Raw genomic sequence first — 23,411 nt, 5'->3', positions numbered from 1 at the left:
CCGAAAAGGCCTTACGCCAATATTTTTTAACCGAAACCATATTAATTTGTAAATACGTGACATATACCTACAGTGTTTTACGTAAAACCTTTTGCCTACACGTTTTTATTAATTAGATGCGTAAATTGCATGTCTCACCACTAAAAGTGAAGGGCTATAGAGTATTTAACATGAGTTAAGCATAAGTCCTTACGTAAATGTTTATTCTAATACTCAGTTACCACGGTTTTTCAACAAACGCTAATATGACATGGGCACGGGGGTGATAGTTTAGCGTAGTACTCGTCCTTTAACTTTTCTGGCCACTACCTTGGATTTGGGGGTTTTCCCTCTACAAGCTTTATTACTCACCTAACTACATGACGACCTTATGCCCTAGGTCACAAAAGAAAATATCTTATAAAGTGGGGTTACCCCTCACGGGAGGGACTCCACCTCACCTTGTTCTGTTAAATGTCCTCCTTCTTGAAAGCCAAATACCCTATGAGCAGAGGTACCACTACCCACAACACCGACGAGGCTATACTTAACGGTAAACTTACAGTCGGTATACTGATAGGGACGCCTTGGCCTAAACTGAAGACCGGCACACTAGTCAATAAGTAACTGGATATGTATTCCCCTAATGCTGAAGGTGTCAAGTAAATCAGCCAAAACAGGGAAGGGTTAAAAGCGGTCACTGCCCCTATCGACACGGACACGAAATACATCGCTATAGGGATAGCTATACTTAGCTGTTTATACCTAGATATCCCTCCTCCCATGTATGTCAAACTGAGGAAAGCCGCCATATACGCTGACAAGCTCACCACCTCCAGTGTCATGACCGTATAAAGGGGAGGTAGGCCAATGAAAGACGTAAACACCAGTAGTGCCGCCAAGTTGACTAACAAGGAGGCTATAACTACAGTGAGTAAGTTAGACAAGTAGCGGTTGAAGTACAGTTCCCTTTTCGTTATAGGCCTCGCTAGGAGGAACTCAAGGGAGCCGTTATTCCTCGGGGTAGAAAACATTGAATAGCCCAAATATGCTACTACAAACGGGAAGAACGACGAGAAGAGGCCCAACGCAGTAGGGTACTCGCGCACTACGTAGTCCCCTAACAGCGTGTAGGGGTAAACTGTGATGTTATATGCCATACCCGGCTTCCCGTCCGGCAAAGTGACGGAGCACGTCACGTATTTTGTGTTATGCGGGACGGGTAGTGTGAGCACCTCGGGCTTTAAGGCCGTGACCTCGACAGTGCGGTTGGCGAGGAGCCCCGAAGCCGAGTAGTACTCTAAGTGCACTGTCGCGTTCTCCATGGGGACTATCACCAAGTGGTCTCCGAATTGGGCTAAAGCCCCCAGGCTCGATAGGCTAAAAAAGTAGTAGAGGTTGCTGATACTATCGATAGATGAAAACCCCGTGTTAAATGAGGGCGGTAGTCTGAGGTGGAACTCCCTAGAGACCCCGCCGTACTCTACCTTACCGGTAAGACGCACTGAAGGACGGGTTATGTGGACCAACACTGCTCCGTTACTACCTGAGGTCGTAGAGGCGACCGTCTGGCCCCCGTTAGAGACAGTGACCGTAGCGCCCGGGATAGGTTGCCCTTGGTTGTTGAACACTACACCGGTGATCGTGGCTGAGCCGTTGACGACGTAATAATAGCCCATAAAGTTGAGGTCAATGTAAGACCCGCTCGAGACCCCTAAGAACTGGAGTGTGAAGAAGCTAAAGGCGACCCCTCCCGCGGTGAACAGTATGAGCGTGAGGAGTACGCTCAACCTTATAAAACTCCTCTTAAAGTCGTAGAGTATTACTGAAACCGTCTCAGGTCACCCTGAAGTGAGTTTAAAGAAGTAGTCCTCCAAGCCCCCGGTCACCCACCCTATTTCGAGGACTTGGAAGTTACTGAGTGCCATAGATACAGCCTGTAGGTCAGCCTTACAGTCCCTGATCACGAGCGTGTTACCGTTTACCTCTACAGTACCGAACTTCTCGGCTTCCGAGATGGCCTCTTTCGTCACTTTACCGAGGACTACCCTTAAGTTACGGGTCGATATACTGTTCCTTATCTCGTCCATTGTCGCTATTTTAACGACCCTACCTTTGTGGATGAACACTACCTTGTCTGCGATCGCCTCTACCTCAGACAGTATGTGGGAGGAGAAGAGGATCGCCTTTTTCTCCTTTTTCATCTTCAGTGCGACTTCCCTGAAGAACTGTATACCTTGGGGGTCCAGGCCGTTAAGCACTTCGTCAAATAAGAAGTTATTCGGGTTTGAAATGAGGGACACAGCGAGGGCGAACCTCTTCTTCATGCCCTGCGAGTAGTTCCTGAGCTTGTCCTTTTCCCTGCCCGACAGTCCTACTTCTTCAAAGAGCCTCTTACCCATTTCCCTCGCCTCTCCGCCCGGTATACCGTAATAGCCAGCAATATAAACGAAGTAGTCCAGTGCCTTCACGTCCTGTTCAAAGATGGGCAGTTCGGGCACCCAGCCCAAGTACTTTGAGGCGACCCTCTTTTCCTTTGTGACGCTGTGACCGTTTATTAATACGTCCCCTGAGTTGGGCTGTATCGTGCCCGCGGCTATCCTTATTGTCGTGGTCTTCCCCGCACCGTTTAAGCCCACAAAGCCCACTATCTCGCCGTCCTTGACGTCAAAAGAGACGTCTTGGAGGACTTGTCTTTTACCAAATCTTTTCGTGACATTTTCTATGCTTATCATATGGGGCTATGTTTTTTAGGGTTTTTAAGTTTTTTCCGAAGCTCTTCTAATACCCTCGGTTTACCTACCGGTCCGATCAATCCCTTTAGCCTCGGTCAGCTTTCCGAACACCCGTCTTACACCCCTTCCAAGTTAACCGGATAACAGTAGTAATGCCTCTAACGGGTCTAAATTATAGTGTGCTCCAGAGGGGTCATAGCGTCGTTATTAAACTATAAATTGCACACGAGAGGGACCCTGTCCTGTAGTAACGGTGTGTGATAAGGACTCAAGACGCCTTAAGTTCAGTGAACGGTCTTTATAGCTCAGTGACCACACTGTGTCCACTCCCATAGTGTAGTTATAGAGCTATTTACACTTCCAAAAATTTTTGGCAAAATGTAAATATACTCAATATTTATACTGCTTATGAAGAAAGATCATCAGTAAATTTATAGACGATAATGTTAACGGGAATTCCGCCCAAGTTTTTACGTTTTTATATGTTTATAACCGGTCTAACGCAGTAAAATACCCTACCGTTGGTAATATGGGAGGTAACATAATGGGATATAATTACAGTTTCGTTATTAGCAATACAAAGAGTAAATATCAGTCTACACTTATCGCTTCTAATGGAAAAGACCTAATCTATATTTCTACAAAGGGGCTATTGGTTAACCAGCCTCTATTGATAGAATTGCTTAAGACTGAAATTATTAATTCAGATAGTTTTGTTCTAGAATTTTTTATGCAACATTTGCTCTCATCGGACTGGTTAGGGTCTTTCATGTGTCTTTTGCGAATTGTGAGATCCTCTGCCAAATTAGTACCATGTATAATTAACAGTTAAAATACCACTTCAATAAGGCGAATAGAAATTGCAATGGACCTGTGAATAACCCTAATATTTGCGAAGCTCTAAGAAAGCTCTCCTTAGGTGACCGGCTCTAACATGGAGCGAGGTTAGCGGGGCACCAAAACCCGTTCTAGAAATTTAACGGTCCACTATTAGATGCGCCTTTCATATAATTGTTCACATCATAGGTTAGTTGTAACAGTATATTGACGGGGTCTTTGTAGTAATACATGATATCGTTCCCCTTGTCCTTACTGGGGTAGTTTATTACGACTATGATGTGGGAACCGATTACGTCTACGAACTCCGCGTAAGTCCCGTTATTGGCGTAATAGTAATAAACTTTTCCCGAGTTTAGAACTGCTACACTAGCGTCCTTAAAAGTCGCTAGGATCACGTCTTTTAACTCACTCTGCGTGAGACGTGTAGTGTAATAGCAAATAACCAGTGTCTGAGCCGGGACGTCAATATGGATACCGTACACCGAAGTTATGTTTACGACCTCGTAACTACTATACTCGTAGCCAGGGTAGTAGTAAGTCCAATAATAGGCTTTACTTATTTGCCTTGGGTCCATGTGTGACAGGAACGTTATGTTAAACGAGTTATAAGGTAACACTGTGGCAGAGCCGTTGTAGAAGTATATGACGCAGTAACCTAAGACGTCGTAGGTAAACTCTCCGGACCCCACAAGAGATATTTGCCACTGTGGCTTTACGGTGACATAGCTATTGGTCCCAAGTCCACTTGTAAAATTAATTGCTGGGAGGTCTATGACGTTATTCGGCAGAGTCACCAAGGGGTACATTAGCCCTGAAGGGGCTACTATTTGAGATAACGCTATTAGTATTACCGCGAACAAGACCGCTATCAGGGCCTTACCGTACATCCAGACTACCCCATTGCTAACTCGTATTAACAAAGATAAAGTTATCAGCCCCTTTTATAATACTGTTAATAAAGTCGAGCATGAAGTCAGTCTTTGCGAGTTTTCTACTCCTAGGTAAATAGATGTCATATATAACCCCCACGTTATACTGATTAAACTCTTGCCCTAAATAGTATATTTTTAATACAAGGAGTGCTGTTACACCTTCGGATCCAAGGACAAAGCCTGCTACTGCTTCGTATGGGTCTGTATTTACCTTAAGTAATGGTTTCTTGACGTAACCGTACCCCCTGCGCCGCCTACCCGACATCCCCCCTCCTAATAAAACTGCAGGGCCTCCAGTCCCACCGCCACCACCATGACTGCCACCGTGGGCACCACCGTGATGGCCCCCGTGCCCACCGCCACCATGTCCCCCTCCGTGGTTAATAATTGGGACTCTTAGTGCACCCATCCCTCTCCCCCGTTTATTTACCTTCTTAAAACTGTCCTCACTGAGCAGGCCACACCTCATAGGGAGAAAATATTGGCCCAGCTCCCCGTGACTGTAATGCCTCCAAGAAAGTATAACTTGGGGGATTTTTTTCTCACAAAATATGCTCACCCATACCTTGGGCCTCCTAGACCTCCCGACACTTATTGAAATAAAGCCACCTATAAAGCCTATAACGTAGAATACCCAAAAATTCACGTTATTATAGCCAATTATTGCCACCGCTGGGCCCAGGACAAAAAATAAGACCAAATATAAGGAAAGAATCAGTTTAGAGTTATCTACCACTAAACCAAAATAATAACTAATAATAAAAAACATTAAGAGGAAAACTATCTGGAACGGGACAAAAGGCGATATAACGCCTAGTGACCCTAAAAACAATATCGGGTAGAACAAAGTCACTAGGGTCTTAGTCAGTAAACCGGCACTCGTCTTTTCATACCAACTCTTATACAGCGGGGGTATTGATGATAAGGAATATATCGAGATAGCACGCCTAGCTTGTGACTCAAACATAACTCTACTCTTATAATCGGCTAGGAGGGCCGTATTCGGGACTGAAGGGAGTTTATTACCACAATTCGTGCAAAAATTAGCGTTATCTGCGTTCGCAGACCCACACACAGTACAATATTTTACCATAATTAACTTATTTTATTACTAAAATATAAAGATTAAATATAAAGGTTCACATAAATAACGCAAGTGAGGTCAACAATTCCATTGTCCTAGTCAGTTAATAAAGGGCAACAGCACCATTATGTAAGGCCAAAAAACATGTTAAACAAGAGGATAGTGTGTTCAGCAGGGTATAAATTTATTAATTGATAAAAACCTCTACATAGAGAGGACGCTGAGAAAAGGCTTTATACGCTATATCGCGAGAACGGAAATATAAATACATAGTGGCGACATTATGAACAGGAGAATGATCGTTACCCTTTAGTACTTGACAAATATAACTGACAGAGTTTTAGTTCCAGGTCTTTTTTCTAAGAATTCGATGGCCCGTTATTAGGCTCTTTTTCCATGTAATTGCATACGTTATATGTTAATTGTGGCAGGACGTTGACGGGGTCTTGATAATAATATACGATGTCATTACACCTAGCAGAGTAGTTTATTACGACTACGGTGTGGGGCTCAGTTACGTCTACGAACTCCGCGTAAGTCCCGTTATTGGTGTAATACTGACTTCTTCCCCACCTTGGAAGGGTGAGGTCGTTAAGTAATAAACCTATATGTGTTCCCATCCAGAAAGCGTTATAAGTCCTGTTGTCCCATATGAGTCCAATATTGTCCTTTTGGTAATTATTTTTGCTAGTTAGGTCTTAGACTGACCGTTAAGGTAGGGGAGTCAGGTAAAGTGTAGGCAGAAATCTGGGTATGTAACGCCTTTGACCCAGACCCGGTTGAACCGAAAAGTTTTAATATTAACTTTACTAAACTAAAGTTAAGTGAAGTAAAAATGAGTGGAGAAAACCCGTTCGACAACGCGTTCAATAGGGTAAGGGATATGCTTAACAGGGTTGACCTCCAAAACCAAGTGGTCAAAGAAGTCACCGGGGACGGCTGGAGGGTGAGGGTCATAGAGACGAAAATAAAGAAAAATAACGGCGAGGAGGCAGTATACGAGCTATACGGGATTTACCTCGGGGACAAGTCGGTAGCTATAAGCGTTTCCAAGGAGGGGAAACTGAAGCGCGTGATATTGAACGGGGCTATAGTAATGGAAGAGACTGACCAGACAGTGAAGAAGCGAAATAGCGGGCTGATACTGGACTATGAAAACCGTAGGGTAACCTACACTGAAGGTGAAGTGGAACTATGGAAGGGCAGGACGGGGTTCGACGCGATAAAGTCCTTTAAGGTCTTAAAGAACGAGAGCAGGGAGCTACAATGAACGCGAGTAACTCCCGTAGGCCTCATGCCGCGAAGAGGGACCTAATCCTTGAACAGTGTAAGACTCCCAAGTCCTTTACCGAACTAAAGAAGTCTACGGGTATGTCAGACGCGGGGCTTTCCAAGGCACTTAACGAGCTCGTAAAGGAGGGGTACCTACAGAAGACTTCGGACGGGAGGTACGTGATCACCGATAAAGCGTTACAAGGCTATAAGGAGAGGACAATAAACGGGGTGTGGTTTAGGTACCAAGGGGTCCCAGACGAAAAAGTCGAGAAGATAGCCGAAATACTGAAGGACGAGGGGGAATTTTATATTATCGCGTCTAAAGGTGGGGACAGGACGGAAGACTTAACACTACTACTCCAGTACCTACTCCTGCTTACGTAAACCCCGTGCACGGTAAGTTAGGGAATAGAGGCCACTGGCCGTAAAACCAGAGAGCGGACAACAATTTAGTTAGTGTGAAAAAAAGTTATATTAAATGCCGTTTCCTCTATTACGGACAAAATCATAATCCACAAAGTACGCGTGAAAGGCTGTAGGAACCGGTCGCTATATATTGTCTTGAAAACCAACCTAGTAGTGTTACCGCTAGGTATTAGTATTCCCCTATTCGCATTAGGACTTATAAAACCTCCTCTCAGCATATTCTTTTTGTGTAAAGATTTTCACTAATTAAAAATTATACCTCTTAGAAGGCACTATGGCTACCCTAGGAGTATTTAATTAAATTAAAATAATAATGTATAACTTATTAGTATTACCATAACATTTACGTCAGCGCTTATATACTCCGTCTCATGGTGAGTACATAAGGTTTTGGGCCTAGCCGTGAAGTATTTAGTGACGCACGTCAAATTAGTAAAAACATGTCAAACGTGGAGGGTTTTGTGCAAACGTTTTATGATAGGATAGACTAGAAGACCCGTCGATAAAGTTAGGGGCTGGGTACCGGTGACGGGGACTAAGTGCCGCGTCTTTACCGGCCTTTCTTAGTTCTTTGCCCTAACGGTCTGACCGCAGACCTAGTACATGGCTAAAGGATACACACGTATTTTGCCATATTTACGAACCTGAAACCTAGCTGAGCGTTTCCTCGTGTAAAAAGTGCTTGTAAGACTGTACAGCGAGAAGATGTCCTGAGAACATGTCTAGAGCTCGCGTCGGATTAAAAATGATTATTGAAGATTACAATAATCACGGTGACTACTAGTAATGGTCTCTTTATTGCAAGCCAATCTAGAAATATTGCTGTAATAACTTAACCATTACATCAGAAGACTAAAGCGGAGTTTTTCTAAAATATTCTTTCCCAGCCCATAACTAAGCCATATCGGAGTATAGTTAAGGCGACCGATAAGGCCGTTATCTGTGCCTCTTAATAGTTAGTCTTTAGACCGTGAAGAGGTATTCACATATTAGCCTTGATAGTCCTTAGCCGCAACTGTACCGGACTATAATATATGACGATTTTTTAATTAATAATTATATACACACAATATACATAACATATACAAACAATGAGATATAGACTATAATAACAATAAAAATTTATTCAATTAGATAACGTGTTTCATTAGCCGTATAATGTCACCTCTTAGTTAGAAAAAGCCCTAGACAAAGAGGGATAAAAAACACCTTTGAAAAACGTAGTAGGGTAAAATTACTAAAGGAAAAAAATTTTATAGTCTGACTTTTACTACGACGCAGCCGTGCTATTCCCTACGTAGCTTACCGCAACTTGTACTACCGCACCGTCTGACAGTCCAATCGATACTTGGTAGGTCGAGCCTGGCTGCGGCGTGAAACTGTTGGAAGGTGGGAAGTATAGTGTTATGGTATTATAGCCTGCAGTGAGGGTATAATTAGAGACACTTGTAGCTGAGGCTGTAGTACCTACTATATTAGCACTCTCTATCGATACGGTGGCGGTGGAGTGGAGCACAATTGTAGCGACGTATTCTCCCGAAGTACTGTTATAGAAAAGTGTCCCCGTACCTACTTGGGTCACCGTAGGGATCCCACCGGGGGCCGACCCTTGGTACTTCACCGGCACTATTACGCTCTGCCCGTTGCTCAACTCTAGCACGATATCATATGTGTGCCCCGGGATCGGGGTAAACGGGTTGTTGACCGGGAAGCAGATCGTCACGAGATTCCCCCCGGGGTTTAAGCTTGGGTCATAGATCGCCGTGTCCTTTACGTTAGTCCCGTATATGTATGCGGACAGTACTTTAGTGTAAATACTCGAGTTGAGGTCTACTGTCACTTGGTACTCCCCGTTAATACACTCCATTTGTCCCACTCCTATCGGTTTAACAGAGGTGCTACTTGATAACCCTCCGGGCGGCATGGTATAGTTACTACTCGACACCGTAGGTGTAACAGAGGTACTCGCGCCCTTACCTGAAAGCAACACGACCGCCAAGACCGCGATGATGACTATTGCTACTACGGCTACAGTTATACCTATAATGCCGGTGGTGCCGAGGCCTTTGACTAACCTTCTGCTACTCTCCATCTCTAAGGTACAGAACGCAAAAACATTAATATGCATTTCGCGTGTCCTTACTACGCGGGTGGGAGTGCCGTTCACTAAGTGCCGAGGGCGGATATTACCCTAAACACTTACGTCAATACTTATACTCAGTTTTACGTTAAGGTCTAAAGAAATAAGGTATCAATTATAAAAACGTCATATTGTACCTTACACTCTTCAATAAAAACGTCGTACAGAAAAGCAAAACGTTACCTATTACCCGGCCTTCTCCGAAGCGAGGTAGGTTAGAACAGACTGGCTAACCTTATCAGCTGGTTTTGTGGTATTTTAGAAGGCCCGAATACCTGCACTTCCTTTATCACACTACCGTTCAGTACCATTACCTCCGATACATAGGAGTGGAAGAAAGGGCTGACGTAGTACTTTATGAACTCGTGACTCGATATTATAACTACAGATAGTTGGTGCTGGGGGAGTGTACACCTCATGCCCGTAAACCCCTTCATGTTAAAGTAGACCAGTGCGTCATAAGAATTGTTAAAGTATTGCAGGCTAAAGGTAACGTTATATACGCTCCCGTTTATGACGCCGGTCAAGCTCTCTGTAGGGCCTTGGGCCCCCAAAGTCTGTATAGTGGGGCCACCGACTAACTGGACCACCGAATAGTTAGTGCCGAGGACTATCACAACAGGGTCCCTTATACTGAGGCCTAATATCTTGAACCCAGTCGACCCTACCATCTTTACCTCCCACTTACCTCCTAGAACCGCTGAGACCTGCGACGGGGTGACCAATACCTCATTGGGGGACATATAATAAGAAAGCACAGATAAGCTTATGAGTGATAGGAGGGACACCCCGAAGATGACCCCGGCGATGAGGGATAGATGAGACGGCTTTTTAGAACTGTCGGGGGGAGACGCGCTAAGTGGCGTACCGCATTTACAGCAATAGGCTGATTCATCGGGGTTTTGTGAGCCACACCGGGGGCACCTCTTCATATGCTATACTACTCCTATTCGTATAATAAACTTTTCTGTTCCTAGGTAGAGAATATAATAGGGTTCGGGTTTAGGGCATGTAGTCGCTCATCGCCATCACCCAACTTGTTAAGTGAGAAAAAAGCTGGAGGGCATTGGCTACAGTCAGGGTGTTAATGGAGTCACCGTAACTGGGTTGATGGGCAAGTACTGCGGAGGCCAGATAATACATTATCTCGGGAGTCAGGGGGTAAAGTCGACATGTGTCTCGCCCGCTAAGCCTGATATAGCGTGAAACTTATGTATAAAACTTAATAACAAGTTATTTTATAATTAATATATGTTTAAGAAAACGTCAATACTTACCATAATTTTGTTAGTCATAGTAGTTTTAGAACTAGTTGTCATAGTCTCCTTTAAAGTAAACTCTACAAGTAATTTAGACGTGACCGCTCAGGAGACAAAGTACGTCTACCCTTACGGTTACGCGGTGCTATGGCTGGGTAACGTAATATGTGTCATACCCCCCAATACTGTCGCACAGATAGACGGGAAGAACTACACTACGTTTAACGTCACGCTTATGTTGTTAGGTACAAAAGGCTTTGCGTTAAGTGTTGACGGTCACACACAAGGGGTGAAGTTGTTCAGTAAGGGTGTAAAGCCGTTTTTCGTGGTCTTCGGCCCCACCACTCTATCGGTAGAAAACGTGAGTTACGGCGGTTTTAACGGGGACGCGTTCGTCGGCGTCAACCCGGGGCAATTACAGCACGTCTTATACGGCGACGGTGTGTTAGCCCTCTTGAACGTGACTTCGACCGGTGTGTGGGAGTTCGTGACGTCACAAAAACCTTTCGGTTCACCGCCTAAGGAGGTAAACGTCCCGGTATCAGACTACGGTAACCTGACCCCCATAAGTGCTAAGTCATTTGAGATCAACGGTAGTGACGGGGGAGTGACCGTAGACGGTAACCTGATAGTCATAGTCCAACCCGGTACATTACAGAAGTTCCCTAACGAGACGCTGTCCGTGTATAACCTCTCACTGGTCTATTACTCTCCCTATGACGTCCCCTTGCCACCTATATATAACCAATACCCCGAAGTGGTGTTTGCTTATGCTGTAAACGGGATAATAACGCCCGACGAGAAGTCCACTAAACCCTATATCACGCTAATACTAGCACCGTCTTCCCAGCACGGCTACATGTGGGACTACTACATCATTAACGGGAAGTTACAGTATAAAGAAGACCCTGCCGTGTTAGTAGGACAAAAGGACGACCTCAGCGTGATAATAAACCTGACCTTTAAGAGGCCGGTGCCCTGGGTCTATTCTATACCGTCGGTCTGATGGCTATGAAGTCTCCAGTGCGATAAGCGTGATCAGAGACTTCTAGCCCAGTAAGTCCACTAAGACCGTAGTTTACAGTCTGCGTGTACAGATTAGATCCTAAGGTGTCTCTCGGTGTCGAGTATTTACGTTATTTGATTAGGCGTGAGTGTTGTACCTTTTCAATGTAGTACGGTGTCAAACATGTTTCTGTTTCGTTAGGCCCTACTTTGTAGACGCTGTCCTAATTGCCGTATACGTATTATGATAAGGCTCTATACCCGGCAGGCCAATAAGGGGGAACAGTTCTGTTATTATATTTAGGGAAAAATTTGCTAAGTAAGGGGGTTGACACTGTCCTCTAGTCCATGACCGAGTATAAGAACCTTTACGGGAACGTGTTTAACGAGAGGTGTTTCGAAAGAAAAAACGTAGGTGCCTTTAACGTGTTCATAACTTTGACTTAGGACTGAGCCACTATACGTCCTAAGGCTTTTCTACACTGATATTAGAGGCAAGGGGCTTTGCGTAAACCTCACAAAGGGTACAACGCAATTAACTTTTATTCCCCCTCAATTAAGGATCATTTATGGAAGAGCTAATAAGAAGGGCTGAAGAGATGGGGATAAACGTGGAAGATGTACTGATAGGCCTTATAAGCAAAAATGATCCAAAAGAAGAGGTCAGGCTAAGGCTTGAGGTAGCTAGGAAGTATATGGCTGAATGTGACAAGTATTTAAAAGGAGGTGACCCGGTACAAGCATCAGAAAAAGCTTACAAAGTGGCTGAAGAACTGGTCAAAGCTTTAGCAGAGAAATTTAACCTTGAAGAGTACCAAAAGGCGTTAAAAGAAGGCAGGTGGTACGTCTACTCGTTGGGCTCTGCCGCGGCCAAGCTTTCCCAGGTAGTAGGGGACTGGGTCATGGCCGGTTGGGACTCGGCTTATGCCCTCCACGTCTGGGGGTTCCATGAGGCTAAGTGGACTATCAACGACATACGAAGCCGGGTAGAGAGGGTGAGGAAAATGCTGGAGGAGGCTGAAAAGGCCCTCAACACCTAGTCATTTTGTCCGTTTTCATTTCCACCGTCAGTAGTTATTTTACTCTAACGTGTCTTATAGGTTTTCACCAGAATGACGCATCTTCTAAACGATTTCTAACAAATTTGAGGGGACATCGTCCATATCCATTAAGGTAGGTGAGCTCCATGACCGTTGGGCTGGCCCTTAGCAGTGTTCAGCTCCTTCTGGTATTTCATATCTTTCAATAAAACCGACGTGAGTCTAAAAACTTTACTATAAATGTGAATATCTTGGGTTACTAAGGAAAAGTTAGGATAACTGCTAGACCGTCTTATCTCCGTTCGTGACCGAGAGCGTGACCCTAGCCCTTAACTCCCTCCCACGGTTACAGACATAAGCCTTTTAGAGGCATCAGTGTGCAGTGCATTACCAGGAGCCCCCTCCGCGGGCTCTTACGGGCTCAGGGCATGCTTATGGATGGTCACATATGAGAATTCGATAATTACCCGGACCGCACGGGCTCCCCCGCCCAAGGCGTACGTTTTAAACTATTGCCAATCAAAAAAGCTTTAACCCGACTTAAAACAGAGGCTTATGGTCGGTTTTGTTAGCGAGCACTACCTCAGCGTGTGGGCTAAATAATTCACAGAGTGACGTCACCCGCCCTTAGTGTCCTCTAACTTCTTCAGGAACAAGGCTGCTGGGAAAATAAGGTTGACGATGTCGTAGACTGTGTATATCAAGTGGCCCATATCCGGTATTAGGTGCAACTCGTACCTCTTCCCCAGTTCTTGTAACCTTAAACAGTACTTCAGTACCGGGACCGCGGGAGTCCTGGTGTCGTTTTGCGATTGTATAATACAGAGGGGTGCTTTGACCTTCTCCACATAAGTTACCGGCGACCTGTCTTTCATAAGGTCTACGTTATGTCCGTTAAAGAGGACGTCTATGAAGCCCTTGAAGAAATCGTCACCTAGCTCATACATCTCCACCCAGTCAGCTACAGCAGCACCTGCGACACCGAACTCCCATTTATCCGGTTCCTTACCTACCGCAAGGAGGGTCATATAACCTCCGTAGCTGTACCCCATGACCCCCACCTTATCTACGATCCCTTTCTCGATGACATAGTCCCTGACCTTAACTATGTCGCTCAAGTCCCCGCCCCCCACGTCCCCTATGTCCATGAGCATAAACTTATTACCGTAGCCTGTAGACCCCCTGAAATTAGGGGCTATTACCGTATAACCTAAGTACAAGAGTGATGAGATAAATCTGTCCCAGCAGTTGTCTATTTCAGACCAGGGCCCGCCGTGCACGTAAACTACCCCCTCTTTCTTACCGTTATTAGGGGTTATGATGAACGTAGGGACTTCAACATCACCGTTTTTGACTTTTACAAAGTCCACCTTACCGCTTATAGGGCTCTTAGAGTCTATTACGACTTCCAATGAGTTGCCCCTTAACTTATATACTTTATGTGGAGAAGTCAGGGAAGAGTGGGAGAAGTAGACTTCATCACCGATTACCGTGGCACCGTTCACTACTCCCTCAGGAGTGTCCAGCATCTTGTCACCTAAAAACAGCCTAGTCTCCCCGTCTTTCATAGCAAATACCAGTTGGGTGTACGGGTCGTAATATAGGTCTGTAGGGCGGAATTCCTCCAGGTTTTTGAGGACTACTTTTTCAATATTCCCGTCCTTTAACGAGTAACTGTAGATCCAGCTCCTTTCCCCTGAGAACTCATAATCGCTTGTAAAGTAAACTTTACCACCGTAAATTAAAGGTAGCCAGTTTACACTACCCTCTTTAGGTGTCACGTACTTGACCTCACCGTCTAAGGTAAACAGGACGATCTCACTTGCCCTTAGCCCCCCTCTGAAAGCCTCTGCCCCCACGACATATTCCCCGTCCACGTCAGAGATATATAAGAAAGGAGGAACGTCGGCGAGCTTCCTTTCCTTTCCCCCTTCTATTACATAAAGGGAAGTGGACTCGGCTGACGACGCCGTGTACACTATAGTCTTTTCGTCATAAGCTATTGAGGTGACCCTCTTCCTCGGAGAAGAGACCTCAGACTCCTCCCCTTTTAAGTTAACAGTGTATACCGAGTGGACTTCTTTCCCTTTCTCGACGTCACGGGTAAACGGGACATAGTCCAATTGGGGTTTAGGGGACGCTACATCTATAACACTTTTAGCAAGGTTTTCAAGCTTGCCTCCCTTAAGTACTGATAAGTTAATTGTACCTTCAAGTGTAGTGATGAGTACCGGTGTCTCCTTGAGCTTCCCCATGACCTTATAGTAGTGGGTCTTAACTATCTCTTCTAGCCCTTTTACCAAATCTTTATAATCCATACTATACTGTCATTAAAGTAGACTAAATATTTTCCCTAAAAATCCCTTTAGTTTGTTAAAATTTACGGGAAAATAGGGCGAGGCTGCCCACGGATCCGTTGCGATTTATGTTTGTCTAACTATGGTGAGGTTATAACATTCAACATACACTTAAACAATTAATAAATAGTATGTGCAAAATGGTATATCTGTATACTATATTATTTATCCACGAATTATATTAATTTAATAAAGAAAATTACAATTCGTAATGGAGCCGTGAAAGTCCTTGACAAAGTTTATCACTTTTTAAAAATAATTTAATTAAGTTAAAAATTATAAATAAATCAACTGAATATTCTTGAACTATAACACTATTATCGGGAGGAGAGGGGAAACGGGTATTGTCACAGCTACCGTAGTAAGAACTTCCAGAGGGGCTCAATTTCCACCTTTTTCCCTTCAACTTTGACCTCCCCCTCGCTGTCCCACGTGACGACCTTCAGCCTCCCGATCCCGAGCAGTGATGAAGCCTTTACCAACCCCCTGATTTTCCTGTCCCTTATTTCGTCATCGAAAGTGACTTGTATTAACTCGCCGTTTACCTCATCGTAAAAGTCCACTTCGTAGTCCTCCCCCTTTACGTAGTATATTCCCTTAAATTGGTTCTTCCTAAGTAGGTGGACGGCGACTAAGTCCTCTATTATCCTCCCCTTGTCCTTCTTTACCACTACCTCGTGGATGATCCCCGGGTCTGTGACGTATACTTTCTTGTTTTCACCTAAAGAGCTTACCTTCGCCGAATACCTCTTTACAATATGGACTAAATAGCTCTCTACGATACCCGAAAACCACTCGTCCGCAGTCTTATAGTCTACTTTAATGATCTTAGCCAGCCTGTTTATAGACACCTCTGACGAGTACAGAGATACGACAGCCGAAGCAAAGTCCTTAAACCTCTCTACCCTCTTTACCTTGAGCCTGGACACGACGTCCCTAAACAATATGTCGTTATAGATGCTGTTTAACATTACCCTGCTCCCCAACATCAGTGCTTCCGGGAAGCCCCCTAACTCCAAGTACTTCTCTAAGTAGCCCTTAACTAACGCCCTTTCCCTGGTCGTCATTACGTCTCCGGTTACTACCCCGTTAAACCTGAGGTACTCCTTAAACGAAAAGGGGAACAGGAAATAGTCCACGTGTCTGCCCGTAAGTGATGTGGCGAGCTCACCGGAAAGTAACTTGGAGTTACTCCCGGTTATTATCACCCTCTTACCTCCCCTCCTGAGCCTACTCACAAAAGGCTCCCAGCCCTTAACGTTCTGTACCTCGTCGAATAAGAGGTAGTTTATGTTTCCGTAGAGGGAATATATCGCCTCCTCGAGCCTACTGAGGTCTTTGAGCCCCCTGAGCCTCTCGTCGTCGAAATTTACGTATGCGAAGTCCTTCCCCCTGAGTAATAAGAGGGAGAGGGTAGACTTACCCGACCTCCTCACCCCCAGTATTGCTAACACGTTGGGTATTGACAGAAAGGACAGGAGGTCTGGGACCTCCCTCAGTATTATCCTCTCGTTCGAGATGAGCTCGGTCGCCTCTTCCCTCAGCTCTTTTAACACCGATTTGACCTCTTCCACATTCATTGGAGTATACTCCATAAGCTGAATAATAAAATCTTGGAGTATACTCCTAAACTAATTTGAGGTAATTCTTCTATAAAAACCTCAAATTATGACGTCCCGCCTTTAGAGGCCTGATGACCGGGGACAGTAAGAGTGGCCCCTTTGACGACGCTAGTGACACCATTCCTGACCCTTTACGGTTTGGGAGGCTATAAACCGTGTGTTAAAATATAAGGCTACCCTTACTACCCTTTCGTGAAATAGGTGAGACCCACACCTTACGTCTAAGTCCTACCCCGGGTGAGCACACGTCCCCCGAGTTCAAAGGACTTTCAAGCATGAGGGGTTCTGTCACCTCAGACGGGTGGATAAACCGCTGAATATATTCCTCTAAGTTCACCGTAACGTAACGCCTGTGGTCGAGTGTTAGCCAAGGTCGTCCCGTTAGGGGAGAGAGTGGGGAGAGCCACGGGACTTTAATGAAGCTAGAGGGGTGAGGACTAACATGGAATATTATGAAGTACTACGGGCTAAACGCCTTGAATAGGCTGTGACGTGAAGCTAGTCCTTACCCCGTCACGCTACCAACTTCGTCATGACGTCACTAACCTCTTTAGCAGTAGGCCTCGTTATGGGGTCGGGGTCCAGCATAGACTTAACGATAGGCTTTACTTCTGCCGGGACGTTGACGTCCCACTGCCTTAGCTTCTCTTGGGCGAGCCTTACCTTATCTTTAACACAGTAAGCATCGTTTTTCAGGTAACAGTCGAACGCGTCGTTCATCTCCTGCACGTCAGGCCTGTCCATCTTCCTCGTCAGGAGGACATAGGTGGTCATGCCCAAAGCGAAGACGTCCAAATAGGGCTTGGCAGTACCTAAGTACACTTCTGGGGGCGCGTACTCTACAGTAAGCTGTGTTACCTTCCCCCCGACCCTCACCGCACTACCGAGGTCGCCCAGCTTAAAGTCGACGGTAGGTAACTGGTCGGGGTGCTTAGGCTTATTCGTCAAAAATATGTTGTGGGGTTTTACGTCCATGTGTACGTAGCCCGCTGAGTGCATGTGGGCAAGTGCCCGGGCTACAGTAGCTACAGCCCTATATACCGTCTTTACCCACCTTGAGGAGTAAAAGAAGGCGTCGTCCTCGAGCAGGTCATGGAGGGTCCCCCCTTTCATGAGCTCCATCACTATCATGGGCGGGCTCATCGTATATAATGCCAGGTTACCGCTGAGGATACCGTTCAAGACCAGTCTGTCCACGTAGATAGCGTAGATCTTAACGAAGTCCGGGTCGTTGGACACCGAGGTGAGGTTATTCGCCTCAGCTACCAAAGTGTCGAAGTAGTCGTCAGCCACTCCGCTCTGTACCTTCAGGACCTTAATCGCCACTTCTTCCCCGTTTGGGCCTACCCCCTTTAATACGTACCCGTTACCCCCTTCCCCTAATAGGTCGGTCACCTTATACACAGAGAACGTACTCCCTACCCATATTTTAGGGTCCCAAGAAGTGAGTTTAAGTTTGCCTAAGGTCCTTGAGGGGGCCTTCTGGACTTGTCTTTGGGGTAGTTGGCCGTATTGGGGCTGTAAGTTCACCTGAGGTATTATTAGTCCCGAGAGCTTTGTTTTCACGAGGGGGCTATAGACCACTTTGTCTATGGCAGTATAGACGATAATAGCGTCTTTCCTCCTCTTCTGGAGCTCTAAGACCTCTGCTATGAACAGCATGGCCAAGGTATTGTATCTGTCCACCTTGACCGCGCTTTCTAACGTGAGCAGCGCGTCGCCGTATAGCCCCTTCCCCTTCAATATAAGCCCTTTCTCGATCAGCGCGTCCACGTTATAAGGCTCAGCCTGTACGATTGGGTCTATATCTGTCAGTGCTTGGTCAAACATGTTCCTGAACCTGAATATGTGGGCCCAGACTAGGCGGGACAAGGGGTTTGCGTGACCGATTGTGCCCACCAGCCTCTCAGCTTCGTTTAGCTCCCATAGCTCGGTGTGTATTAACGCCTTGAGGGCCGTTACTTTTGCCATGTCTACCATAGGCCTAATATTTTTAAGTCCCTCTAATGCCGCCATAAGTGTCGAGGTCTTATAGTCTAGGAAGAATGAGTAGTAATACCTTGCTAGGGAGAGGTAATAGACTACCTCAGGGGGCTTCTCGTTTGTATTGTCGAGGACTTGCTTCAAAGTCCTTATGGCCTCGTCGTACCTACCCAGCTTGACCTCTGTGACCCCCTTCCACCTCATCGCGTCGATGTATACGTAAACCCCTTCGGGGGAATTTGCCTCATCGCTCTGCTGGTAGAGGGCTGTGGCGTTGCGGAACTGTTCGTGGGCCTTTTCGTAGTTACCGTAACGGAAAAGCTGGACCCCTTGGATAATGAAAGGCTTTATAGACGCCATTATACATGATCAATACGGTCGGCCGGGCTATTAAATTATTGTATTATCGTGGCAATGACCCAGCTTTACCAAAGCGATCACCCCTAAAGTGCCTATGTCGCCTCGAATAACGTTTTTGAGGGTGTATCGAGGCGGGCGGGACGTCATTCTGGTGTTTTGGGTAATACCATTACGTCCGGCATGTTTTTATTTAGCGGAGATGACGTATACGTCTTCTGTCTTAACCTTAATATTATGCATTTAACATCAGGTGAAGTATGTTATACTCAGTCAAGTACTAAAGGTCACGCCTATCGTCGGGGACTCGTGTTGGTTAAAGCTGCTGTTACCCATTATAGGCTGACCTAGCATAATTGACGCTGTGCTCTACGTAAAGCCCTTGCATCGAGGTGCTCTTACTGGCTTAAGTATATGATATAACGTTCTTTACGGTCAAGGCTTTAAACTCTCTGAGTTTTACGTAAAATAGGTAGGTATTAACGTAAGAGTTTAGGGTAATACTTAACTGCCATGATTTTGAATAACTGTTAATTTAGACGAATATTTTAAGGGGATTCTCCTCTCCCGCCACGGTTTTCTCGTAAATGCCGTGTGTAGCGTTTAACGTCTGGAACGTATTGTATACAAGGGTTTTCAAGCCAACCTATTGCACATGCTAAACGTTAAGAACGTGAGCGTCTCACAAAAGGGGGAGTCTAACATAACGTAGGGTCTACCCTTTTTATCGCGTCGATTACCTCTTTAGCTGTAGGCCTCCTCCTCGGGTCGTCTGAGAGCATCAGCTTAAGCAAGTTGTCTACTTGCGGGTCTACGCTCACGTCCCAGCGAGACAGCTTCGCCTTAGCCATAATCACCTCGTCTTTTACACAGACAATGTCATTTTTTACGTAACAGTTAAAGGCGCTCTCCATCTCGTTCAAGTCAGGCCTGTCTATTTTCCTCGTCAATAAGGTGTACATAGTCATACCCAGTGCATAGATATCGAAATAGGGCTTGGCCTTCTCTACGTAGACCTCAGGAGGGGAATATTCAACGGTCACTTGTTTTACATCACCGTTCACCCTCACCGCACTACCGAGGTCGCCAAGTTTAAACTCGACGTTGTCGAGACCTGAAGGGTCTTTGGGCTTTTCGTTAAGGAAAATGTTTTGCGGCTTCACGTCCATGTGTACAAAACCTTGGGAGTGGACGTAGTCCAGCGCTTGTGCGACTTCACACACGGCCTTTAACACGCTCTTCTGCCACTTGGAGCTATAGTAGAACATGTCGTCGTCTAATAAGTCCTTTAACGTACCCCCGCTCATGAACTCCATGACTATCATCGGCGGGTCCTTTAGGTATAAGTCAGCCCTCCCCCTTAATACCTCGTTAATGACAAAAGTGTCGACTTTTACAGCGTAGACTTTCACGATGTTTTTGTGGTTGGACAAGTTTACGAGGTTAGACGCCTCAGTGGCCAGTTCCTTGAAGAAGGCCTCGGGGTTACCGCCGTAGAGTTTAAGGACTTTTATGGCCAACTGCTTCCCTGAGTAGTTAGCCTTAAGGACGTAACCGTTACCTCCCTCCCCTATGACTTTCTTTACGTTATAAACTGAGAGAGTGCGGCCCACCCACACGTTCGGGTCCCAGTTGCCCAGGCCCTTGTTTGTCAGGGGCCTTGAGGGGGACTGAGGTATGGTCTGGCTAGGGCCGTGTCCTTGAGGTGCAGGTCTGTAGGTTATTATCACGGAGCTACCTAAATCGGCTTTACCCCTCTGTCTGTCAGGTAAATACGTGGTCGCCCCACACGTCACTGCCCCAGCGTTCCAAGTACAGCCCTCGTGGAAGTAGAACACGTAATCTCCTTGGAAGTACTTTTTAGGCTGGTACCTCTTACCGTTTACGTGGATTACGGGGTAACACCCGGCCGGTAAGCCCCTAAAGATGAAAGTTACGGAAAGCGAGCCGGTGTTTGAGGGCTGGTAGGGCATTTGCGTGTAGCTCGGGTACTGCTGTACTTGGGGGTAACTGAGCTGTGGTGTGTATTGCGGTTGGGCGGCGTAGTGTTGAGGTGTAGATTTTTGGCTCCTCGGTATGCCGTAGCCTAGGGACCTCAGGGTCGAGAAACTCGCGGGTATAAATAAAGGGTTTAGGAGCAACGACCCGACGGTCTGTCGGAAGGAAGCCGGGGCCGATAACCAAAGGAATATACTAAAGGGGAGGTACAATGATACTAGGAGGATGCCTATTACGTTAGCGACTTCTTTTCCTCTGCCCCTATAAATGATTAAAACGGAGGGTATGAGCCCCAATAAGGAAAGCACTATTTCACGGATTATTATGGATGTAGAGGCGTGTCCGCTATAAAAGTATTCATAAAAGGGGTAGTACAAAAACGTGATTAACGGGACGAAGGATGAAGCCCTGCTCTGCTTGAGGTAGAGTACTGTAAACACGACCGTGCTGAAGAGGTAGAGTGATGAGAGGACAAGTTGGGAGGCGGAAAGTCTCATGGACAAAATATATATTAGCCCGGTGAAGGAGAGGTTCAGAATATAAATACCTTTACCCACACTATCCATTACACGTGGACTTAAATAAGGATTACGTACGGGTATTCCAGAGTTTATCTACAAACGGTTCGATAGGGTTGTGTCCTTTGGGAATTGAAATATTTCCTCTCGGATAATGTAATTCGTGGGAGCAGTACAGTGTTGTCAATATGGTATTTGTGTATCTCTGTTCACATTAGGGCGTATAAAAACTCCTCTTAGCGTTTTTCCCTCTAGAGATTTTGTTAATGGACAAATTTACACCCTATTGAAGACATTATGGGAAATAACATAGTGCCGTTATTAAGCTTAACTGGACATGAAAATGAACTTATTCAGGGCCACGGTACGGTACAAGGGCTTATTATGCTTTAAGTACTGTGGAGGACTCTATAGCTCGGTGATCGCGTTATGGGAAATACTACACCACGCGTAAGTTAATTCTGTGTTAATTTAGTAAAAATTTAAGTCCCTAGCAGGTTGTTTACATCTGATAAAACTCAAGTCGCTGTATTGTGCGGTCACGCCATTAATAAAGCTCAGGTAACAGCTTAAAAAAAGAGTTATAATACTTTTAGCACTTTAAGAGTACGTGACTTGTGCGCTTATTGCTTGCCCTGTTGATAAATATAGCTGTATCGTGTACGTGTTGTAAGGCTTAAGGTCAGGCCCAATTGAGAAATAGATCCTTATATTATTATTACCTACTTCGAGGTAATTTGGCGTTATACTGCTCGTAGCATAGCTAGTCCCTACTATGCTAGCTTGGATAACCTGTACTCTATAGGGAGAGTATATAGTGAGTTCGGCAACGCCGTTACTATAAAGCCTTCCCGTACCCGTTTGGTATGGTAAAGAAGTAGGCTGTTGCCCCGTAGGCGGAGGATAGTTAGGTTGTGTTGGTGGGTAAGTTGGTGGAGTAGTACTCTCCGGGTTATAATAGGGTTGCCCGTAAGGTTGTTGCGTATAACCTTGTGAGTACCCGCTAGGGGGCTGGTAAGTCTGACTGTAAGGTGAAAAACCTCCCCCTAACTTGTTTATTATCCTACCCAAGCCTATGACGTTGAGTATAGCGCCAATGAACGGTATGAATATCAGTAAAATCCCACCTATACTCACTAGGTTATCGTCGTATTTACCCCCTACTCTGTGGAACCCTATACCCATCATAATTACTCCTATGAAATAGAGTATACCTGCTATTGGTGCCAAAAACAGCATCGGTAATATCAAAGCTATAATACCTATGAAGGCGAGTATCAGAAGTATGGAAGCTACTAGCGCTATCAATGCACCAGTGCCGCCGATACCGAACTGCGGGTCAAAAGCCTTTAGTATACCGAAGCCTTTCCTTATCAAATATATTGCAAAAATTTCCAATACAATACCCACAATTGCGACTACTCCTACTATCGTCACACCTGCTAGAGCACCCGTTGCGGAGCCGCTAACAGACCCTGAAGCAGCACCAGCTAACGCACTACCTAGCCCAACAAATACTCCTACCAGAATTAGGATAGGTGCTAGTATTATTATTAAACTACCCGTTCTTAGTTTTTTTAACCCGTCTATTTCTGTACTACTCATAATTGTAGTATGATGAGGGCTTATTTATAAAGATTTGGGTTTTATTTAGGTTTTAAACATTGGTCATCTATAAGTAAAATCTGTTTATAACAGAGAAAGTTTCTATATCACATTCTGTCGGTAAGAAATTCTATACTCAATATTTGCTCTGGCCTAATCGTCGTGGTGTTAGGAAAGAAATCCCCTTCACCGAGTTGAAAAATCGTGGCAGAGAGTTTTTTACCCTAAACACTTTCCTCAAAATACTTATAACTTA

Annotated in this window: 16 protein-coding genes; 4 read left to right on the top strand and 12 right to left on the bottom strand. The window is 45.4% G+C overall.

Features of this window, described 5'->3' with window-relative positions; genetic code table 11:
- Window positions 1-449: 449 nt before the first annotated feature.
- The 5 genes from KN1_RS05860 to KN1_RS05840 all read right to left on the bottom strand — a co-directional run bounded on the left by KN1_RS05860 (window position 450) and on the right by KN1_RS05840 (window position 6,190).
- Window positions 450-1,769, bottom strand: a complete 1,320-nt coding sequence (locus KN1_RS05860; RefSeq protein WP_221289968.1) for an ABC transporter permease subunit — start codon at window positions 1,767-1,769, stop codon at window positions 450-452.
- Window positions 1,770-1,820: 51 nt separating this feature from the next.
- Window positions 1,821-2,714 carry an ABC transporter ATP-binding protein gene (locus KN1_RS05855; protein WP_221289967.1) on the bottom strand — a complete coding sequence of 298 codons (894 nt, stop codon included), beginning with the start codon at window positions 2,712-2,714 and terminating at the stop codon, window positions 1,821-1,823.
- Between the two features lie 968 nt (window positions 2,715-3,682).
- Window positions 3,683-4,474, bottom strand: coding sequence for a hypothetical protein (locus KN1_RS05850; protein ID WP_221289966.1), 792 nt, complete (start codon window positions 4,472-4,474; stop codon window positions 3,683-3,685).
- The gene (locus KN1_RS05845) at window positions 4,458-5,579 is read right to left on the bottom strand and encodes a zinc ribbon domain-containing protein (RefSeq protein ID WP_221289965.1); all 1,122 of its coding nucleotides are present in this window, start codon (window positions 5,577-5,579) and stop codon (window positions 4,458-4,460) included. The genes KN1_RS05850 and KN1_RS05845 overlap by 17 nt, the downstream gene beginning before the upstream one ends.
- Window positions 5,580-5,929: 350 nt before the next feature.
- Window positions 5,930-6,190 carry a hypothetical protein gene (locus KN1_RS05840; protein WP_221289964.1) on the bottom strand — a complete coding sequence of 87 codons (261 nt, stop codon included), beginning with the start codon at window positions 6,188-6,190 and terminating at the stop codon, window positions 5,930-5,932.
- Window positions 6,191-6,405: 215 nt separating this feature from the next.
- Here KN1_RS05840 and KN1_RS05835 point away from each other — a divergent pair, with 215 nt between their 5' ends.
- Together KN1_RS05835 and KN1_RS05830 are read left to right on the top strand one after the other, a co-directional pair.
- Window positions 6,406-6,840: a hypothetical protein gene (locus KN1_RS05835; protein ID WP_221289963.1), complete on the top strand. Its 435-nt coding sequence runs from the start codon at window positions 6,406-6,408 to the stop codon at window positions 6,838-6,840.
- A complete protein-coding gene (locus KN1_RS05830) occupies window positions 6,837-7,229 on the top strand; it encodes a MarR family transcriptional regulator (protein WP_221289962.1) in 393 nt (130 codons plus the stop codon). Before KN1_RS05835 ends, KN1_RS05830 begins: the two co-directional genes overlap by 4 nt.
- A 1,312-nt stretch (window positions 7,230-8,541) precedes the next feature.
- Here KN1_RS05830 and KN1_RS05825 read toward each other — a convergent pair.
- Both KN1_RS05825 and KN1_RS05820 read right to left on the bottom strand, forming a co-directional pair.
- Window positions 8,542-9,363, bottom strand: a complete 822-nt coding sequence (locus tag KN1_RS05825; protein ID WP_221289961.1) for a DUF973 family protein — start codon at window positions 9,361-9,363, stop codon at window positions 8,542-8,544.
- A 263-nt stretch (window positions 9,364-9,626) separates the two neighbouring features.
- Window positions 9,627-10,343, bottom strand: a complete 717-nt coding sequence (locus KN1_RS05820) for a zinc ribbon domain-containing protein (protein ID WP_221289960.1) — start codon at window positions 10,341-10,343, stop codon at window positions 9,627-9,629.
- Window positions 10,344-10,662: 319 nt separating this feature from the next.
- Here KN1_RS05820 and KN1_RS05815 point away from each other — a divergent pair, with 319 nt between their 5' ends.
- Both KN1_RS05815 and KN1_RS05810 read left to right on the top strand, forming a co-directional pair.
- A complete protein-coding gene (locus KN1_RS05815; RefSeq protein WP_221289958.1) occupies window positions 10,663-11,676 on the top strand; it encodes a hypothetical protein in 1,014 nt (337 codons plus the stop codon).
- 568 nt (window positions 11,677-12,244) lie between these two features.
- Window positions 12,245-12,715 (top strand): PaREP1 family protein, encoded by a 471-nt coding sequence (locus KN1_RS05810; RefSeq protein ID WP_221289956.1) that lies wholly within the window; start codon window positions 12,245-12,247, stop codon window positions 12,713-12,715.
- A 617-nt stretch (window positions 12,716-13,332) separates the two neighbouring features.
- Here the strand turns inward: KN1_RS05810 and KN1_RS05805 are convergent.
- From KN1_RS05805 to KN1_RS05785, 5 genes are all read right to left on the bottom strand, one after another.
- On the bottom strand, window positions 13,333-15,033 hold the full coding sequence (locus KN1_RS05805) for a S9 family peptidase (protein ID WP_221289947.1): 1,701 nt from the start codon (window positions 15,031-15,033) through the stop codon (window positions 13,333-13,335).
- Between the two features lie 392 nt (window positions 15,034-15,425).
- Entirely contained in the window at window positions 15,426-16,652 is a 1,227-nt protein-coding gene (locus KN1_RS05800) for an ATP-binding protein (RefSeq protein WP_221289945.1), read from the bottom strand.
- Window positions 16,653-17,207: 555 nt separating this feature from the next.
- Window positions 17,208-19,037, bottom strand: coding sequence for a serine/threonine-protein kinase (locus tag KN1_RS05795; protein ID WP_221289943.1), 1,830 nt, complete (start codon window positions 19,035-19,037; stop codon window positions 17,208-17,210).
- A 695-nt stretch (window positions 19,038-19,732) separates the two neighbouring features.
- Entirely contained in the window at window positions 19,733-21,589 is a 1,857-nt protein-coding gene (locus tag KN1_RS05790; protein WP_221289940.1) for a protein kinase domain-containing protein, read from the bottom strand.
- Window positions 21,590-22,150: 561 nt separating this feature from the next.
- The gene (locus KN1_RS05785) at window positions 22,151-23,155 is read right to left on the bottom strand and encodes a DUF973 family protein (protein WP_221289923.1); all 1,005 of its coding nucleotides are present in this window, start codon (window positions 23,153-23,155) and stop codon (window positions 22,151-22,153) included.
- Window positions 23,156-23,411 lie beyond the last annotated feature (256 nt).

This window comes from Stygiolobus caldivivus, assembly GCF_019704315.1.
Taxonomy (GTDB): Archaea; Thermoproteota; Thermoprotei_A; order Sulfolobales; family Sulfolobaceae; genus Stygiolobus; species Stygiolobus caldivivus.
Note: the sequence above shows the minus strand (reverse complement) of the source record. Positions and strands in the feature narration are given on the sequence as shown.

Bases quoted from the DNA above. Each gene is read 5' to 3' on its own strand.
- KN1_RS05795 (WP_221289943.1), bottom strand. From the start codon at position 19,037: ATGGCGTCTATAAAGCCTTTCATTATCCAAGGGGTCCAGCTTTTCCGT.
- KN1_RS05825 (WP_221289961.1), bottom strand. From the start codon at position 9,363: ATGGAGAGTAGCAGAAGGTTAGTCAAAGGCCTCGGCACCACCGGCATT.
- KN1_RS05840 (WP_221289964.1), bottom strand. From the start codon at position 6,190: ATGGGAACACATATAGGTTTATTACTTAACGACCTCACCCTTCCAAGG.
- KN1_RS05820 (WP_221289960.1), bottom strand. From the start codon at position 10,343: ATGAAGAGGTGCCCCCGGTGTGGCTCACAAAACCCCGATGAATCAGCC.
- KN1_RS05785 (WP_221289923.1), bottom strand. From the start codon at position 23,155: ATGAGTAGTACAGAAATAGACGGGTTAAAAAAACTAAGAACGGGTAGT.
- KN1_RS05810 (WP_221289956.1), top strand. From the start codon at position 12,245: ATGGAAGAGCTAATAAGAAGGGCTGAAGAGATGGGGATAAACGTGGAA.
- KN1_RS05815 (WP_221289958.1), top strand. From the start codon at position 10,663: ATGTTTAAGAAAACGTCAATACTTACCATAATTTTGTTAGTCATAGTA.
- KN1_RS05845 (WP_221289965.1), bottom strand. From the start codon at position 5,579: ATGGTAAAATATTGTACTGTGTGTGGGTCTGCGAACGCAGATAACGCT.
- KN1_RS05800 (WP_221289945.1), bottom strand. From the start codon at position 16,652: ATGAATGTGGAAGAGGTCAAATCGGTGTTAAAAGAGCTGAGGGAAGAG.
- KN1_RS05835 (WP_221289963.1), top strand. From the start codon at position 6,406: ATGAGTGGAGAAAACCCGTTCGACAACGCGTTCAATAGGGTAAGGGAT.
- KN1_RS05830 (WP_221289962.1), top strand. From the start codon at position 6,837: ATGAACGCGAGTAACTCCCGTAGGCCTCATGCCGCGAAGAGGGACCTA.
- KN1_RS05805 (WP_221289947.1), bottom strand. From the start codon at position 15,033: ATGGATTATAAAGATTTGGTAAAAGGGCTAGAAGAGATAGTTAAGACC.
- KN1_RS05855 (WP_221289967.1), bottom strand. From the start codon at position 2,714: ATGATAAGCATAGAAAATGTCACGAAAAGATTTGGTAAAAGACAAGTC.